This window comes from Stieleria marina (assembly GCA_007741555.1).
In the GTDB taxonomy this organism is placed as follows: domain Bacteria; phylum Planctomycetota; class Planctomycetia; order Pirellulales; family Pirellulaceae; genus K23-9.
This window is the reverse complement of record CP036526.1, coordinates 2,785,955-2,804,422: the sequence shown is the minus strand read 5'-3', so window position 1 is coordinate 2,804,422 and position 18,468 is coordinate 2,785,955. Positions and strand designations below refer to the sequence as shown.

10 protein-coding genes are annotated in these 18,468 nt (G+C 54.3%); 4 read left to right on the top strand and 6 right to left on the bottom strand.

All coding sequences use genetic code 11. The annotated features are described in order from the left end of the window. The first annotated feature begins 228 nt into the window (after nt 1-228). Both uvrA and K239x_RS09700 read left to right on the top strand, forming a co-directional pair. Nucleotides 229-6,684, top strand: a complete 6,456-nt coding sequence (gene uvrA, locus K239x_RS09705; RefSeq protein ID WP_145417624.1) for an excinuclease ABC subunit UvrA — start codon at nt 229-231, stop codon at nt 6,682-6,684. 177 nt (nt 6,685-6,861) lie between these two features. Then, nucleotides 6,862-7,548, top strand: a complete 687-nt coding sequence (locus tag K239x_RS09700) for an orotidine 5'-phosphate decarboxylase / HUMPS family protein (RefSeq protein WP_145417623.1) — start codon at nt 6,862-6,864, stop codon at nt 7,546-7,548. Between the two features lie 25 nt (nt 7,549-7,573). Here K239x_RS09700 and K239x_RS09695 read toward each other — a convergent pair whose 3' ends face one another. From K239x_RS09695 to fhcD, 4 genes are all read right to left on the bottom strand, one after another. Further along, a complete protein-coding gene (locus K239x_RS09695; RefSeq protein WP_419189883.1) occupies nt 7,574-8,986 on the bottom strand; it encodes a DUF1501 domain-containing protein in 1,413 nt (470 codons plus the stop codon). A 3-nt stretch (nt 8,987-8,989) separates the two neighbouring features. Continuing rightward, nucleotides 8,990-12,160, bottom strand: coding sequence for a PSD1 and planctomycete cytochrome C domain-containing protein (locus tag K239x_RS09690; protein WP_145417622.1), 3,171 nt, complete (start codon nt 12,158-12,160; stop codon nt 8,990-8,992). A gap of 144 nt (nt 12,161-12,304) precedes the next feature. Beyond that, nucleotides 12,305-13,063, bottom strand: a complete 759-nt coding sequence (locus tag K239x_RS09685; RefSeq protein ID WP_145417621.1) for an exodeoxyribonuclease III — start codon at nt 13,061-13,063, stop codon at nt 12,305-12,307. A 157-nt stretch (nt 13,064-13,220) separates the two neighbouring features. Further along, on the bottom strand, nt 13,221-14,105 hold the full coding sequence (fhcD, locus tag K239x_RS09680; RefSeq protein WP_419189882.1) for a formylmethanofuran--tetrahydromethanopterin N-formyltransferase: 885 nt from the start codon (nt 14,103-14,105) through the stop codon (nt 13,221-13,223). A 620-nt stretch (nt 14,106-14,725) separates the two neighbouring features. Here fhcD and K239x_RS28410 point away from each other — a divergent pair. Further along, nucleotides 14,726-14,941 carry a hypothetical protein gene (locus K239x_RS28410; RefSeq protein ID WP_419189881.1) on the top strand — a complete coding sequence of 72 codons (216 nt, stop codon included), beginning with the start codon at nt 14,726-14,728 and terminating at the stop codon, nt 14,939-14,941. Next, complete coding sequence (locus tag K239x_RS09675) at nt 14,941-16,776, top strand: ATP-binding protein (RefSeq protein WP_419189880.1); 1,836 nt, start codon at nt 14,941-14,943, stop codon at nt 16,774-16,776. The genes K239x_RS28410 and K239x_RS09675 overlap by 1 nt, the downstream gene beginning before the upstream one ends. On the opposite strand, the gene lexA is transcribed toward K239x_RS09675, so the two are convergent. Further along, nucleotides 16,736-17,335, bottom strand: a complete 600-nt coding sequence (lexA, locus tag K239x_RS09670; RefSeq protein ID WP_145417618.1) for a transcriptional repressor LexA — start codon at nt 17,333-17,335, stop codon at nt 16,736-16,738. The two genes, K239x_RS09675 and lexA, sit on opposite strands and share 41 nt — an antisense overlap. Nucleotides 17,336-17,461: 126 nt before the next feature. Beyond that, the gene (locus K239x_RS09665) at nt 17,462-18,277 is read right to left on the bottom strand and encodes an undecaprenyl-diphosphate phosphatase (protein WP_145417617.1); all 816 of its coding nucleotides are present in this window, start codon (nt 18,275-18,277) and stop codon (nt 17,462-17,464) included. Between the last annotated feature and the right edge of the window lie 191 nt (nt 18,278-18,468).

Here is an 18,468-nt window from a genome sequence, read left to right as displayed (position 1 = left end):
ATCAAGGGCAAAAACGGGCGAACGCGGCAGCCGCCATTGTATCAGGAAGCTATCCCGCCCTACGCCACCGTTTCCCGCCAGAGCGGTTGCCAATCGCTTAGAACCCAATAGAGTGTTTGGGTGGTTTCGTGGCTTTTTCCAAAGCCAGAACGGGCCACCCCAAAAAGACGCTTTGCAACTCCCAAGCAACGCAGCGCTGACCCCAGCGGAGGCTGGAAAATTTAATCGATGACGACTACGGAAATTCAAGTCAAAGGTGCCCGCGAGCACAATCTTCGCGATGTTGATCTAATAATCCCGCGTGGCCAATTGGTCTGCTTTTCCGGAGTTTCCGGAAGCGGCAAATCGTCGTTGGCATTCGACACGCTGTACGCTGAAGGGCAGCGACGGTATGTCGAATCGCTCAGCAACTACGCGCGCCAGTTTATGGGGCAAATGCCCAAACCCGACGTCGATTTTGTCAGTGGACTGAGTCCGTCAATTTCGATCAGCCAAAAGTCCACCGGCAAGAACCCACGCAGTACCGTTGGCACGATCACCGAAATCTACGACTTCTTGCGAGTGCTTTTCGCTCGGGTTGGCACCGGACGCTGTCCGAATTGCCAAGTCGAGATCACAGCGCAAACCCAGGATGCGATCGCGACGCGGATCTTGGCGTTGCCGATCGATGCGACGCTTTGGCTGATGGCTCCGCTGGTGCGCGGACAGAAAGGCGAATTCAAAGAGCTGTTCGAGGATCTTCGCAAACAGGGTTATTCGCGGGCGCGTGTCGACGGCGAAACCATCCGGCTATCCGATCCTCCACCACTGGATCGACAGAAACGTCACGACATCGAACTTGTCATCGACCGCATCGCACCGGATGATCGCGATCGCGGCCGCATCGACGAAGCGATCGAAACGGCTCTGAAGCTGGCCGATTTTACAGTGATCGTGTCCCTGAGTGATGAACACGATGATTTCGCTGGTAAAGCCAAGGACGACATCCTCTATTCGTCAAAGTACTCCTGTGGCTCCTGCGGCAAAAGTTTTAAGCCGCCGACACCACAACTTTTCAGTTTCAATAGCCCGCAAGGCATGTGCCCGTGTTGCGATGGGCTTGGCCAGTTTTACACCTTTGTGCCAGAGCTGCTGATTCCCGACGAAGGGAAATCGATTCGCAAAGGTGCGATCGATCTGCTGGGCAAGTGGGGAGACCTTGGTCGCTATCGCCGCCATGTATATGTTGGTGCAGCCGAAGCGATGGACAAAGCGTTTGATCTCGAAGCTGGCACCATGTTGGAGGGCAAGTGGGAAGATCTGCCCGACGAAGCCAAACATGTCTGGCTCTGGGGAACCGATGAATCCATGGAATTTACGTGGCGGGGCGATCAAGGTTCACGCAAGTACTCCGGTTCGTTCGAAGGGTTCATTCCAGAACTGCTCGAACGCTATCGCACTTCGCGAAACAAAATGCAGCTCGCGCAGTTCGAAAAATACATGAACACGATCCACTGTGTGGATTGCGACGGAGCACGGCTGAACCCACAAGCAGCGGCGGTCACCATTCGCTCCGGTGCGAAATCTTTTGCAGAGCAAAGCGACCTGACGCTTCCGCAGCTTTGTGATTTGTCGATCGATCGTTTGTACGATTTTTTCTCGGACATCGTGCTCAGCGAAATCGACGCGACGATTGCAACCGAAGCCTTGAAGGAAATTCGTACACGGCTCGGATTTTTACTCGGCGTCGGACTGAATTACCTAACGCTTGGACGCACCGCGCCAACGCTTTCCGGCGGCGAATCGCAACGAATTCGCCTGGCTGGACAAATCGGCAGCGGGCTCTGTGGCGTTCTTTACATCTTGGATGAACCGTCGATCGGACTGCACCCGCGTGACAACGACCGGCTAATCGCCACGTTGCTACGACTGCGTGACGCCGGCAACACATTGATCGTAGTGGAGCACGATGAAGACACGATGCGGGCGGCCGACATGATCGTCGACTTCGGCCCGGGCCCTGGCGTGAAGGGGGGCGAAATCGTTGCGATTGGAAACCTGGACACGGTGTTGAAATCCGAACACAGCGTGACGGGGCAATTCCTAAGTGGTCGACGCACCATCGCCGTCCCTACGAATCCACGAACCGTCAATAAAGACACACTGCTGACCGTGCATGGAGCTCGGTTCCACAATCTAAAAGACATCGACGTTTCCATCCCGCTGGGGACCGTGACGTGCGTGACTGGTGTTTCTGGAAGTGGCAAAAGTTCACTGATTGGCGGCATCGTCGAACCGGCCTTGCGCAACGAACTCAACGGCGCCGAAACAGAACCGGGCGAACACGATTCGATCTCCGGACTGGAACATCTGGACAAAACAATCGCGATCGACCAATCACCCATTGGCCGGACACCGCGTAGTAATCCGGCGACGTATGTGAAAGTCTTTGACGAAATCCGTAGTCTTTTCGCAAAACTCCCTGAAGCAAAAACTCGCGGATACACGGCCAGTCGATTCAGTTTCAACGTCGATGGCGGTCGCTGCAGTGCTTGTGACGGCAACGGTGCTTCCAAATTGGAGATGGATTTCTTGGCCGACATCTGGGTTCAATGCCCTGTCTGCCAAGGCGAACGCTACAACCGCGAAACACTGTCGGTAAAATTCAAGGATCAGTCGATCGCAGATGTCTTGAACATGGACATTTCGCAGGCATTGGACTTGTTTGCAAACATCCCCAAAGTGGCCGAAAAACTCCAAACGCTTGTCGACGTTGGATTGGAGTATTTGAAACTCGGACAACCTTCGCCCACGCTGTCCGGCGGCGAGGCGCAGCGCATCAAACTATCGCGTGAACTAAGCAAACGCGAAACCGGCAAAACTCTCTACGTTTTGGATGAGCCGACGACGGGATTGCATTTTGCTGACATCGAAATGCTCTTGAAGGTCATCCACGGCCTGGCCGATCGCGGCAATACGATCGTGATCGTCGAACACAACTTGGACGTTATCAAAACGGCTGACTGGGTGATCGATTTGGGCCCCGAGGGCGGTGAAGGCGGTGGCGTGGTCGTTGCCGAGGGTCGGCCGGAAAAAGTCGCCAAAGCAGCAAAGAGCTACACCGGCGAAGCGCTCGCCAAAATGCTGGGAATCAAACGCAAAGCCGCTAAACAACCTGCTGCGGCAATCCGTGACATCATCGCTCCGCCACCCGCCGCGCGGACACACGTCGTGGTCGAATCGGCAAGCGAACACAACTTAAAATCCGTCAGCGTCAATGTGCCGCGCGATGCGATGACCGTGTTCTGTGGTCCCAGTGGAAGCGGCAAAAGTTCGCTGGCAATGGACACGATTTATGCCGAAGGTCAACGGCGATACGTCGAATCGCTCTCGTCGTATGCACGGCAGTTTATCGGGCAGGTCCAAAAGCCCAAAGTCGAGCGAATCGAAGGCCTATCACCCGCCGTGGCCTTGGAGCAGAAGAACCTCGGGCATTCGCCTCGCAGTACCGTCGGCACGGTAACAGAGATCTACGATTACTTGCGCATTTTGATGGCACGCCTGGGCACAATGCACTGCCCGGATTGTCAGTGCGCCGTGGGAACTCAAACACCCGATCAAATCGTCGACAAAATACTAGCGATGCCCGAAGGCACCCGCGCATTGCTGATGGCCCCGATCGATGTAGTCGCCGGTGACGCATCCAAAGACACGTGGCAATCGCTTCGTAGCCAAGGCTACCAGCGGGTCCGGATTGATGGGACAACCGTCGCACTCGACGATGCACCCAAGCTGGACCCACGTCGCAAACAAACGGTGCAGGTTGTCGTCGACCGGATTGCGATCGACCCTGATGAACGAACACGAATCAGCGACAGTATCGAACAAGCACTATCGCTGGGCGTTGGTGTCATCGAAGTTGCTGAAGCGGACCCGGAACGTGAAGAGCCCGAATGGACTACGCATCGTCATAGCCAGCATTTGGTCTGCGGCGACTGCGGACGTTCCTTCAATCAACTCTCGCCGCACCACTTTTCGTTCAACTCCGCGATCGGCTGGTGTCCGCAATGCGAAGGCCTGGGAACCCAGACGGGCACCAATCCCGCAGCACTGATTAGTTCCCCCACGGCGACGCTCTCCGACGGAGCTTCACTGCTTTGGCCCTCCGTTGACCAAGCGGTATCAACATGGATGCTCAATGCACTCTCGCGCCAAACCGGGATTCCAATCGACTTGGCGTTTGACCAATTGTCCGTCGCCCACCGACGCATCCTTTTCCACGGGCTGGGAAACACCTGGATCGAAGTTCGTCAGAGCGACACCAAACCGACGGCCAAAGCACAGACGGTCTTGTTTCGGTTTCAGTTCAAAGGTTTCTATCCCGCCCTGGAAGAGGCGTCACGACTGACACCCGGTCTACGTGGGAAACTGCAGAAATTTGTTGACGAAATCGATTGTTCATCGTGCGACGGATCTCGATTGCACGAAGACGCCGCGTCTTGCCGATTTCGCGACTTGACGATTGCTGACTTGGTCACGATGCCATTGGATCGACTGAGCACCAACGTCCAGCAATGGAAACTCACGCAGCGCGAACGAAAGATCGCGGGCGAACTGGTGCGCGAAGTCGAATCAAGAGTCCGCTTTTTGTTGGACGTGGGCCTGGACTACCTGACTCTGCATCGGGGTGCAGCGACACTTTCGGGCGGCGAGGCCCAGCGGATCCGATTGGCTGCCCAGCTAGGAAGCGGACTTTGCGGTGTCCTGTACGTTTTGGATGAACCGACGATTGGACTTCACCCACGCGACAACCAACGATTGCTCGGCGCGATGCATCGCCTGCGTGATCAAGGCAACACGTTGCTTGTCGTCGAACATGACCGCGACGTGATTGCCGGCAGCGATTACCTCTGTGACTTCGGCCCCGGGGCCGGTCGCGGCGGGGGGCGAATTGTCGCCGAAGGTGTCCCGCCAGCAATCGAACCTGCCGAAGCATCGGTCACGGCCGGGTACATCACCGGCGAAAAAGAAATCCCGATTCCGTCGTCGCGCCGACCTGTGATCGGACGCAAAGGTCAGCCGTACGTCAATTTCCTGAAAGTCGCCGGGGCAGCAGAAAACAATCTGCAGAACGTGGACTTCGAATTGCCACTTGGCGTTTTCACGGCCGTCACTGGCCCAAGTGGCAGCGGAAAGAGTTCGCTGATCAACGGAATTCTTTATCCCGCACTTGCGCGCCGATTGCATCGCGCCAACGCAAAACCTGGACGACACGAAAAACTCGAAGGCGTTCGGTATATCGACAAAGTCATCCGCGTCGACCAATCGCCGCTCGGCAATTCGCCAAGCAGCAATCCTGCTACCTACACCGGAGCGTTTGACCTCATTCGCAACTTGTTCGCTTCGATTCCCGAAGCAGCCGAGCGGCGTTTTACACAGCGTACGTTTAGCTTCAACGTCCCGGGCGGACGCTGCGAAACTTGCGAAGGCAGTGGTCAACGCAAGATCGAAATGCACTTCCTGCCGGACGTGTGGGTTCCGTGCGAAGAATGCGATAGCCAGCGCTACAACGACGATGTTTTGGAAGTCAAATTCCACGGCCAGTCGATCGCCGATGTGCTCGCAATGCAATGCGGTGAAGCAGTCGAGTTGTTTTCTGATCACACCAAGATCCGCGGGATTCTGCAGACACTTTGTGACGTCGGCTTGGAATACGTCACGCTAGGGCAATCAGCGCCGACTCTGTCTGGTGGTGAAGCACAACGAGTCAAACTGGCCGCCGAACTGGCACGCCCCGTAACAGGCAACACGCTGTATCTGCTGGACGAACCGACGACAGGACTGCATTTCAATGACATCGCCAAGCTGTTGAATGTTTTGCAGCGGCTGGTCGAACTTGGTAACACTGTCGTGGTGATCGAGCACAATTTGGACGTCATCAAGTGCGCTGACTGGGTTGTCGACATGGGTCCGGGCGCTGGCGTTCATGGTGGCGAGATTGTTTTCGCAGGAACGCCAGAAGAGTTGGCCGCCACCGCGAAGTATCCCAGAACGACGAAAGCACATCGCACCAAAGCAATATCGACCGCCGATTTCCTTGCTCCCGTGCTGGGCACGCAGGGCCAGGAGACCTTGGGCGATACACCACAAGTCGAATCGCCCCGCAAACCAAAGCCGCGACGCAAAGCCGCCACGAACAAACGAGCGAACGCGACAACAGCCACCCAATCGGCTGCCGACGCGGTGGCCAAATCAACAGCCCCCAAACGCAAAAACGCAAACGATCCGTGGCACGTATTGGGCCGCCGCTGGCACTCGCTTAGCAAGGGTTTCCCTGAAGGCACCGATCCGCAGTGGCCGCTTGAAATGGCGGAGCGCGTGTTGACGCTAATGCAGCAGATCGCTGGCGATGACTCGCTGGCCTTTGATGATCCAACGCGAGTCCACGTGCGACCGTTTGGAAAAGGAGAACTGTGGGCTGCGGTCGAGACAAAAGAGCCTGAATCATTGAAGGTGACTTTGTCGGGACCAACCGGCAGTGTCGACCCGGACCGCTTGGCAACCCTGGATATTGACGCGCCGATCGACGCGTCACGTGACGACCAAGTGCATGTCACTTTGAACCTGACGGAACTGAAACATGTCCGCAGTCGCAAAATACGCATGTTCCTGAAAGACCATCTGGCACTCGCGTTTGCGAAATAGCGAGACGCAGTCAGAGTCTTCCGGGCGATAAAGGAACTTGCGCACGGAGTGATCTTCGTTTAGTTTTCGCTAATCAGGTGCCTTCAGCATCTGTTTGTGTTCTCGACGACCACAACCTTCTAAACTAGGCACTCCAATTCGGCATTTAAACGACGCACTTGAATAAGGGATGCGCCAGTGAAACCCATCGTCCAAATATCGCTCGACCTGACCAACATTGACGAAGCCCTCGAAACCGCCGCTCTGGCCATGCGAGCAGGCGTGGACTGGCTAGAAGCCGGCACACCATTGATCTTGGCCGAAGGATTGCATGGCGTCCGAAAATTGCGTGAAGCGTTTCCCGATACACCGATCGTGGCTGACCTGAAGACGATGGATGGCGGCTATCTGGAAGCGGAGATGATGGCCAAAGCGGGCGCCACGCACGTGGTTGTGATGGCTCGCGCCCACAGCGAAACGATCAAGTGCGTCGTCAAAGCGGGTGCCGATTTTGGCTGCCAGGTGATGGGTGACAACATGGTCTGCGAAGACATGGTCGCCGGTGCCAAGTTCTTAGAAGACCACGGCTGCGACTTTGTCATTCACCACATTGGATACGACGAACGACGTGGCATTGCGGCGGCGGGACACCCGATGCCGAGCCCAATGGATCAGCTACGTGAAGTCGTTCAAGCAGTTGACGTTCCTGTTCAAGCCGTGGGCGGTTTGTCTTTGGAACAAGCTATCGAGTGCCCCAAGCACGGAGCACCGCTTGTCGTTTTGGGGGCACCGCTGACAATCGATGCCGACAGCTTCAAAACTGCCGATGGTGATATAGAAAGCTCGCTACGAATGATTTGCAAAGCGATTCACGAGCAAGCTTGATCAGCGTGAATTCGACGGCTGCGAATTAAGCCAGAATGTCTTTGATCACGTGCCCATGGACGTTGGTCAGCCGGAAATCAAAGCCTTTGAATCGATAGGTCAGCCGTTTGTGATTGATGCCTAGCAGATGCAATACCGTCGCATGGAAATCGTGCACATGAAACGGGTCGATCGACGGCGCAAATCCAAAGTCATCGGTTTCGCCGTAGCTTGCCCCTGCGTTTACTCCAGCACCAGCCATGAACAGTGCACCGCTCTTGGTATGGTGGTCGCGTCCACTACCGCCTTGCGACATCGGCGTGCGTCCAAATTCGCCGCCCCAGATTACGAGCGTGTCGTCCAGCATGCCGCGCTGTTTCAAATCGGCAATCAATGCCGCCGCGCCTTGATCAGTTTCTTTTGCACGCGACGTAACCCCCTTCACGACCTGCCCATGATGATCCCAGCCTGTATGGTAGAGCTGAATAAATCGAATGCCGCGTTCGGCCATTCTCCGAGCCATCAAGCAATTGGAACCAAAGCTACCATCGGGCTTGTCGCCGACACCGTATGACTCACGCGTCGTGAGAGACTCCGACGAAAAATCGGCCAATTCTGGCACACTGGTCTGCATCTGAAACGCTAGTTCGTACTGATTGATCCGTGTCGTAATCTCTTTGTCGTGAGCCGTCTGTTGATAGAAACGGTTCAGTTCGTTGATCGCATCAATGGTATCACTTTGCGTTTTGCGGCCAATGCCCGCGGGCGACTGCAGGTAGTTCAGCGGTTGCTCGCTGCCATAAAACTCGACTCCCTGGTGCTTGCCCGGTAGAAACCCATTGTGCCATGCCGTCGTTGGAATTGGCTGACCTTCTGGACCAGATCGCATGACCACAAAGCTGGGGAGATTTTGCGAATCATTTCCCAGTCCATACGAAACCCACGATCCCATGCTGGGGCGACCCGCGATGCTGAACCCCGTGTTCATAAACGTATGCGCAGGATCGTGATTGACTTGGTCCGTCATCAAAGTCCGAACCACGCACAATTCGTCGGCAACGTTCTGCAAATTGGGCAGAAGATTGGAAATATTCTGCCCCGACTGACCACACTTCTTAAAACCAACGTCCGTACCAAAACATTTATGCGCTTCGTACTGCAAAAATGCCAGCTTGACTCCTTCGGTCAGCGACTTGGGAATCGGCTGTCCATGCAGCTTCCGCAACATGGGCTTGTCGTCGAACGTTTCAAACTGACTTGGCCCGCCCGCCATGTATAAGTAAATGACTCGTTTGGCTTTCGGTGCGAAATTTGGAAACGTTGTTGCGGCCGCCGCGTCACGGGCCAGCAACGAATGAAGAGCCGCTGCGCCCAGGCCGGTCGCAGTGGACGAAAAGAAATGTCGACGCGTGACGTCGCGCATTCTAGTGAAGATCGAATTCATTTTTTGTGACGACATTCGTTACGACCGATTCAAAAACTCGTGGAGATTCAACAGCGTGCGGGCCAACACAGTCCATGCTGCCAACTCGCAGGCGTCAATATCATCGGGGGTAGGAGACTGCCCAATGGAAATCAGTGATACCGCTGCGTCGGTCTGTCGTCCAAAAAGCTCGCGTTGCTGATCGAGCAAACTGAGCAATGTGGTCGTTTCTCTCGCCGATGGCTTTCGTTGCAAAGCGAAACGATAGGCCGAATCGATACGCTCTTGGTCGCTGCTGGCGTCTGTTTGCATGATTCGGATTGCCATCACACGGGCCGCTTCGACAAACATCGGATCATTCAACAAGGCCAACGCCTGGCCTGGTGTATTCGTGATATTTCGCTTCGCAGTGCATTCCTGTCGCGTGGGCGCGTCAAAAGCCAACATGGTTGGATGGATATTTTGTCGCTTCCAAAACGTGTACATGCTGCGGTGATATTGGCTGGCCGTTCGACTTGTATTCCAATCCAAGTGCCGGCTACCGAACATGACTTTGCTGGAACGCTCCCAGTAATTCAGCGGCTGATACGGATAAAAGCTCTCCAGTGGAATATCCGAGGTTTGCATCAGCAGCCCAGCGGCGGTCAGCGCCGAATCGCGGATCGCTTCAGCTGGCAAACGAAAACGCCCCTGCCGTGCGTGCAATCGATTGCCGGGGTCCGAGCTCTGTGGCACACTGCTCAGGCGATACGCCGTTGTCGATGTCAACAAGCGAACCATGTGATCACGGTTCCATCCGCTATCGCGAAATTCGACTGCCAACCAATTCAGCAGATCCAGGTGCGATGGCCAATCACCCTGCGTGCCAGAGTCTTCCAGAGTTTCGCTCAAACCGCGACCGTAGAATTGGTGCCACAAGCGATTGACATACACGCGGGCCGTGAGCGAGGCTCCTTGATCAAACAGCCAATTGGCCAGATGAAGTCGATTGGCAACTCCAGCGTCCGCCTCGATCGCGCCAAGAAATTCGGGAACAGCCGATTCGACCAAGGGACCTGTTTTATCTGAAAAGTCTCCACGTCCTAACAGCCGAGTCGTCTTACGCTGGCTACTGGAACGCGAAACCAATACCGGCATCGCTTGACTGCGTCGAACGTAGAGCTCGCTTTCGAGGCTGCGAAGTCGATCGAGTAGCTCGGGATGCGATTGCTCACAAAACGCTTCGCGCACAATCTCTCGCTGCAGATCACTGCGCTGATCGGACTTCGTCAACAACGCTTTGCTGACGTACTCGAGTCGCGATTGATACACCTGACGATTCCAGGGCGTTTCATACCACTTTCGAATCGCTGTCTCACCAAGCTGCAGGGCAGTTGCTTTGTCCGTGCGTAACTCCATTCCACTGTCGGCCCAGCGAACGTGCCCTCCGGTTTGTAGCCAAGCCATCCCCGTCGCTTCAAAGGATTGGCCGCCCACCGGCGAAATCCACTGACTCGACGGAACACGCAAGCGCACCCAACCCGATTCCGATGGTAGATCTCCAATTCGCTTGACGCGTTCTGGATCGCTCCACGAATGAGACTGAACTAACGTGCCAGAAGTATCCTCGCCCCAAAGGTAAGTCTCGTAATTAGCTGTTTTCCAGCCGAGTCGCCCGTAGTCACCGTGAGAAACCTGAATGCCTAGCATCTGCGGCCTGTCATCCCGGTCGATCCAAACATCGACAAACCAAGCGTCTTTCTCAGCGTCCGTTTTCTGCGACCTTTCGTAGATGTACCCCGTCATCAGATCCGAAGCATGATGGCGATAAAACGAATTCGCATCGGCTCGGGTTTCGCGTGCGAAAGTGTCGTCAATCTTGATCGAATCAAATTCTCCTTCAACAACTCTCGGCCCCGGCAACTGCGCTGGAATCCACGCAAAATCAACTCTCGTTTCTTTGTCCTTCAGTTTCGCGATCGTCTCCTGCTCCCACTGCAACACTTCAGCATCCGCTGCTGAAATGTCGCCGATGATTTGAGACTTGAACGCGCTGATTTCCGCTGTCAAAACGGCATCGCGAGCCGAGTCAGCCGAGTCGTCGTGCACATAATGAAGCGGCACGCGACGGTCTCCCGGGGTGTACACGCCTGCTTCGACTAAGTCATCCCAAAAAGCTGCCAGGCTGTAGTAGTCCTTCGCCGAAATCGGATCAAATTTATGATCGTGACACTCCGCACAACCGGTGGTCAGTCCCATCCAAACCGTGCCAACCGCACGGACATGTTCACCTTTTAGTTTGTACAGCTGCTCTTCTTCGATCGCGCCCGCTTCACAATTGGTGTTGACGATTCGGTTGTAACCGGACGCGACCAACGAATCGTCGGTCGGATTTTCGATCAGATCGCCAGCCAATTGCATCCTGGAGAATTGATCAAAGGGCATGTTGTTGGCATACGCTTTGATAATCCAAGCCCGGTATGCTCCCGACGCAATCGGTTCATCACTGACAAACCCGCTCGTGTCTGCCCAACGCACCAAGTCCAACCAGCGGACGGCTTGGTGTTCGGCATAAGCCAGTTCGTTCATCCACCGATCACGAATCTCCGCATAGTGGCTCTGCGAAGGATCCGCCTGAAAGTCAGTTACTTCCTTAAGCGTTGGCGGCAGACCACGCAAATCAAAACTCAAACGTCTCATTTGCTCGCGCGCACTAGCTGGCGAAACCGGCTTCACGTCTTCGTCGGCCCATCTTTGCTGCAAAAAGGCATCGATCGCGGCAGCGCCTTCAATCGTCTGCGATTTGATTGTCCCAGGCACTTTTGGCAACTCTAGATTCTGCCACGCCCAGTGATCCTGGTATTCAGCACCTTGGTCAATCCATCGCGCGATCAGTTCACGCTGCGCAGGCGTGATGGTTCGCTCTGATTCGGGAGGCGGCATCAATGTGTCGGGATCGTCCGACAAAATCCGCACCAGCAACTCCGATTCGGACGCGTTGCCCGGAACGATTGCTTGGTAACCACCTAGGTCTTCGATCGCCGCGTCCCGCGTGTCCAGACGCAAGCCTGCTTCGCGGTGATTCTGATCCAGTCCGTGACAGTAAAAACAATTCTGACTCAGAATCGGACGGATGTCGCGATTGAACTGAATGTCACCCTGGGCGGCCAACGGCGATGCGTGACACAGGCAGACAATTGCGACGACAAAAAAATGACGATTGGAGTGCATCGATTGCAGCGATCAAATTGGTTCCGGGCGGTGCGGCATCGTTGCCTACTATGATAAATGAAACAACATCGAAGAGCGTGAAAGATGCTGATCGACTTGGGCAATTATCACAAAACGATTCGCGAACCGCGGAACCGCCAGACACTACTTGATCATCAACTCGACCGGGCAGTGGTCCGATCCATGAATGTCGTCTCGAATCACGGCATCGGTAACCCGATCGGCGAACTTTTGCGAGACAAAAAAGTAGTCCAATCGCCAGCCAATGTTTCGCTCGCGAGCGTTGCTTCGGTAGGTCCACCAACTGTAGTTGTCCGGTTCATCACAAAAGTGACGAAATGAGTCGATGAAACCAGCATCCACCATACGATCGACCCCTTCACGCTCTTCCTGAGTGAAGCCAGCATTCCGCCGGTTTGCTTTTGGATTTGCTAAATCAATTTCTTTATGTGCACAGTTCAGATCGCCGCAAAAGATCACCGGTTTGCGACGATTGAGCTTCTTGACATACGCCAAGAAATCCTTGTCCCATTCTTGGCGGTAGTCCAAACGCAGCAGCCCGCGTTTGGAGTTGGGCGTATACACCGTGACGAGATGAAAATCGTCGAACGTCGTGGTGATCACTCGCCCTTCGTCGTCATGCTCACTGATTCCAATGCCACTGGATTCCTTTTTAATCGGCAGCTTGCTCCAGATTGTTGTGCCACTGTAGCCCCTTTTGGTCGCACAGTTCCACACTTGCTCGTATCCCAAATCGACTGCCCATTGTGTGTCAACTTGCTCGGGTTCTGCTTTGGTTTCTTGTAGGCAGACGATTTCAGGTTGATCGGATTCGATATAGTCGCGGAAGCCCTTTCCCATCGCCGCTCGAATTCCGTTGACGTTCCAAGAAACAAGTTTCATCTGATTGGTTTTCCGTGGCTCGAATTGATCGCTGCAAAAACTACTTGGATGGAAAGGTCGGCCGAACCGCGTGGGTTAAGAAACGGCGGACGCGGCCGCAGCAAAAGACTGCGCAATCATTCGCTCACGCCAATCGCGAAACGGCCCCGTCGACTTTTTAGCCGACTAACTTGAGTAGATGGAAATGATGTTTCCCGAGCTTTCCGCCATAGTTGCCGGCAGAAACGCGGACGACACCTTCACAAAGCTTCGCTGCGCCGATTCCGGCTAGCATCGCAGCGGCGATTGCTGATTCAGAAAGCCCGTCAATCACGATTTCATACACAGCGCCTTCGGAATCACTCAGTGACGTTTCGGCTTGTCCGATCAAAGTAGGACACCACTTGTGGTTCGTACTGGCTTTCAGTGCAGCGTATTTGGATCCTACTTTCGATCCACTTCGCACCATTCCACCTGGAAAAGGCATGATCACATCGGGCACCAATCGAATCGCCGCCACAGCCGCGCGAGTCGCCGCCAATGCCGTGGCCTGATTGGTGCCGCAAAGAATCAAGTTGCCACCGCCGATACCTTTGACGGTTCCAACGACATCTTCACAAACAAATTCGCCATCCATGACCGGGATTCGCCAAAACCGTCGATCATCCAGTTTCTTGCTGAACTGATAGCCGTCACCAAAGAAACGCAATTGCGCACCGACTTTGATGCGATCATCTTTGCTCTCCGATGCAATGCCCGCGTAGCATGCCGTCGTCGGGCAGGTGAGCACGTTTTGACCAACTCGAGCGGTTACGGCAGCTTCGAGTGATTTGCGGTCAAAGGCAAATGCGAGCACGCTGACTCCCGGTCGTCCGTCAGGCGTCTCCGATTCGTCGATCACACGTTCGATGCCCGCCTCGGCGTCACAGCCGATCACGCTGGACGCATTGCCACAAAATTCAGTGGCCGCAATCATCGCCAGTTCAGAATCCAAAGCCGTGATGATCAATCGCGTTCCTCGCATTGGAAACGCTTCGGCAAAAGTATCTTCAATGATCGTCATATCGTTAACACCGCAAGATCGTTTTAGGTGATGAGTCAAGCCAAGCTGTGGCTCGTTCGCTTGCGTGTCCGTCATCACACGCAAGCCTTCGAGTCGTTTAGTTGCCGCTGTCTGTCCATCCAGATTCGCGAGGCCCAAAGAACCTGAGTCCGCGGCAGTGCGTTATGCAGCCCACTCGGAAGAAGAAACCAAACAAAAACTCTACGCAAAACATAGCAGAAACAATTTTGCGTGAAATGCACCGCATCGTGGAGCCAGATCGCTCCATCACTTGGCGTTCCAATCAGTTCTTCACAGCGAGGCCGCGCTGCAGCCATTCAGCTAGCGGCTTACGGAAATTTCGCCGAAACATCGATCTCACAGCAGAATCCCGACCGTCGAGGATGGATTTGCCAAGGAAATCCGAATGCAAAAAAAGCAAGAAGGTTCTGCCGCAGTCGATTTCGCGACCTAGAGCTCTGATGCGACTTAGCTATCGCGGTTTGGCAAGCCTTGCTGGTCGCGTGAAGGGGATCATCACAGCAGCGCCAATTGCATAGGGCGACTAGGCGATTGAATTTCAGTTTAGGGGCAGTGCGCTGACAAAGGATGCTTTACAAGCAGACCGCAATCGCCGAGTCTTGGTCATCGATGACAACCCGGCCATTCACCGTGATTTCCGCAAAATTCTGGTTGCCGATGATCGGCAATTAAAGCTGGACAATGTCGCCGCGGCGTTCTTCGGTGATTCACACGATCAACGCATCAGGCTGGATGTTGATTTGCAATGTGCAAGCCAAGGCAAAGAAGGACGCGACATGGTTTGCAACGCCCTAGCGAATGGCCAACCGTTGTGATGGCCTTCGTCGATATGCGAATGCCGCCCGGCTGGGACGGGCTCAAAACGATCGCCGAGCTTTGGAAAGTCGACCCGGAACTGCAGGTCGTCATCTGCTCGGCCTACTCCGATCAATCGTGGTCAAAAATCCGACAATCGCTCGGCGCATCCGACCGACTACTCATATTGAAAAAACCGTTTGACAGTGCAGAAGTCTCGCAGGTCGCGACGGCCATGACCGAGAAACGACATTTATCAAAACTAGCCAAGGAACAAACCGAAGCTCTCAAGCTACTAGTGGAAGAAAGAACGCAGCATTGGCAACAAGCAAAAGACGAATCGCAACATCTGCTGTCCGCGATCGACACCATGCTGATCGGACTCAACGAAGATGGACAGGTTTCAAGATGGAACCGAAGAGCTGCCGAATTGTATGGACTGACTTGGGAAGAAGTGGCTGGTCGCAAAATGTCCGAGCTCCCCATCAAGTGGTGCAAGTCTTTTGATCGACGCATTTTCCTCGACTCAACGTCCAAACGATTGGAAACGTCATTCATCGACCAAGACGGCAACCGACGAATAATTGGGTTGTCGAACTATCCGGTGATGAACGGTGCCAATCGCAACGGCTTGCTGATCTTGGGAGCTGATCTAACGGAGACGCGGGCACTCGAAGCTCATTTGCAATGGGCGCAAAAGCTAGAGTCGGTCGGACAGTTGGCAGCCGGAGTGGCACACGAGATCAACACGCCGATGCAATACATCGGTGACAACCCGGATTACATCCGCGACCAGATCGGCAGCCTCGAAACAATGGTCGACTCGCTTCGCCGAATAGAGAATTGCGATACTGATATTGATACTGAGACTGAGATCACGCAAGCAAAGATCAAAGACGTGCTTGCTGGCGTTTCGGACCTGCAAAACAATTTGGTACTGACAAAAGTACTGGAAGCAATCGGTGATTCGCGTGACGGCGTGCGGCATGTCTCGACAATCGTCCGCGCGATGAAAGAATTTGCCCATCCCGGCCAGAGCGAAAAGGCCTTGGTGGATGTCAATCATCTATTGGAAAATGCGGTTTCGATTTCGACCAGCGAGTGGAGATATGTCGCAACGATTGATTTGGACTTGGATCCATCGCTACCCAAAATTGAAGCGTTGGCGGTGGAACCCAAGGAACTGTTTGAAGATGCATTGCGAATGGCCGACTCGGATTTAGACAACGTTGGAATCATCATCGAAACAGACTTTGCTGCGGTGCCTCCGATTCAAACTCAGAAACATGATGTGCTGCAAATCTTGGTAAATCTGATCGGCAATGCCAAGCAAGCTTTACAGAGTTCGAATGCCGACCGGAAATCGATTCGACTGATGATTTCGTCTGACCAGGACAGTTTGCGTATGGACGTAGTGGATACTGGAGTCGGAATTCCACCGGAGAACTTAAGCAAGCTGTTTCAGCATGGGTTTACCACCAAGCAAGACGGGCACGGCTTTGGCTTGCACTCGTGTGCGATAGCGGCACAGAAACTGGGCGGGTCCCTGTCTGTCGACAGCGACGGGGTAGGCAAGGGCGCGATGTTCAGCTTGAAACTGCCAACGGTTAAAGATTCTGCGCCGGAAAGCTCAAGACGCCATCCGCAAGAAACAGCTGCTGACACCTTAGCCGGGAACGAACTCGATCCGCTTCGCTACCAGCTGCCACGGACGCACGCAGACAACGATTCACTCCGCGAACACACTGTCCGGCCATTCCATTTGCGGCAACGCACCTGCCTTGCAATAGCGATGCCGAACGGCAATAGCGAGACTACATTCCCGATCGCACAACGCCAACGGCGATGCCGATGACCTTCGCGTCTTTGACGTAGATCGGTTCCATCAATTTGTTGGCTGGCTGCAATCGGATACGATCGCCTTCGGGATGCCAATACTTAAGTGTTTCGCCAGTTGGAGTTTGCGCAACGACTAATTGGCCGGGATCAGCTTTCTCCTGCTTTTGGATGATCACATAGTCACCATCGGTGATGTGCGCATCGATCATCGAATCACCCGAGACTCTCAGGATGAAGCGATCATCCTGAAAGAACATCTCGCTAAAATCAACGCGATTGTTCTTCGCAAACGCCAGCGAAGTAGGGCCTGCTGCAACCATGCCGGCGAGCGGCAGGCTGTTGCCATTTCGGTCAGCGACCTGCGTCAATTCGATCGCTCGAGATTTATTGGGACTCCGGCGGATCAATCCTTTGCGTTCCAATGCTCGCAAGTGACACATCACGCCGTTAGGACTCTTGATCCCAAAGTGCTCGCCGATCTCGCGAACGGTTGGCCCGTATCCACGTCCAACAATCAGTTCGCGAATCATGTCGTATACGTTTTGCTGACGGTCAGTCAGTTGTGCGGGTGCCATAGCGAGCCCTTCTTAGCCTTTTAATTTTTCACGTTTCAGTATCCAACTGCTCTGATTGTACCAAAGCCTAAACGTGCGTCCACAACCATTGGAGGCTACTGACCACCCAAAAGCATGGGTCGCAAGCTAAAGGACGTTTTTCAGTACCAACGTGATCGTAAGTATACCCACTGGGATGCACCACCAGGCGAACAGGTGCAGACGGTCTTGTCGACTCCATCCAATCAGCCATTTGAGAGCAAATATGCCCACAATAAACGCCAAAAAGGCACCGACGCCTAGTTCGGTGAACGAGTGTTTTTGCGGAACTCCGTCTTGAACTTGGTCAACCAGATCTTTGACAGCCAACACGGTCGCTCCCAGGATCGCCGGAATGGCCAAAAGAAAAGAAAATGTGACAGAATCTTCATTTTTTAGGCCCAGCAAACGACCGCCCAGGATCGTGGAACCGCTCCGACTGATTCCAGGCAGCACTGCGACTGCTTGAAAACACCCCACGCAAAACGCACCCACCAACGACATTGATTGGTATTCGCCATCGCGAGGCTTCAATCTTCCCAACACGATCAGCAGTGTGCCGGTGACTAGCAACATTGATCCGGCGAGCAACGGATTGTGCATGATCTCGGGAAACTTCTTTTTGATCGTTAGCCCGACAATGGCCGCTGGAATCGTACCAACGACCAGCATCCAAATCACACGTCGGTCGCGTGTCAGCAGATCCAGAATCTTTCGCCAATAGATCAACAGGATCGAACCCAAGGTACCTGCGTGAAGAATGATCTCCAGCGTTGGTTCGTCACTCTGGACGGCCGCTGTTTGTCCACTGAGTGCCGGAATATTGTCTAAGACGGCACCGAGAATAACCAAGTGCCCCGAAGAACTGATGGGAAGGAACTCGGCGATTCCTTGTACGATTGCCAGGATAACGACGCTGATCACGTGCAGTTGAATTTACGAGAGAAGGGACGTGAACCGCAGGCAATTGGGCCCAACAATTCGAGCGAACGTCAGTCGGAACCGAGTGACGAAGTGTTCAGTTTGGTTGTTGGTGACGGTGCGTAAAGCGGACGACGGTTGTTATCACCAACGTTTGCCGATTTACATTGGGATGTTCGCGTCAGGCCGAATAT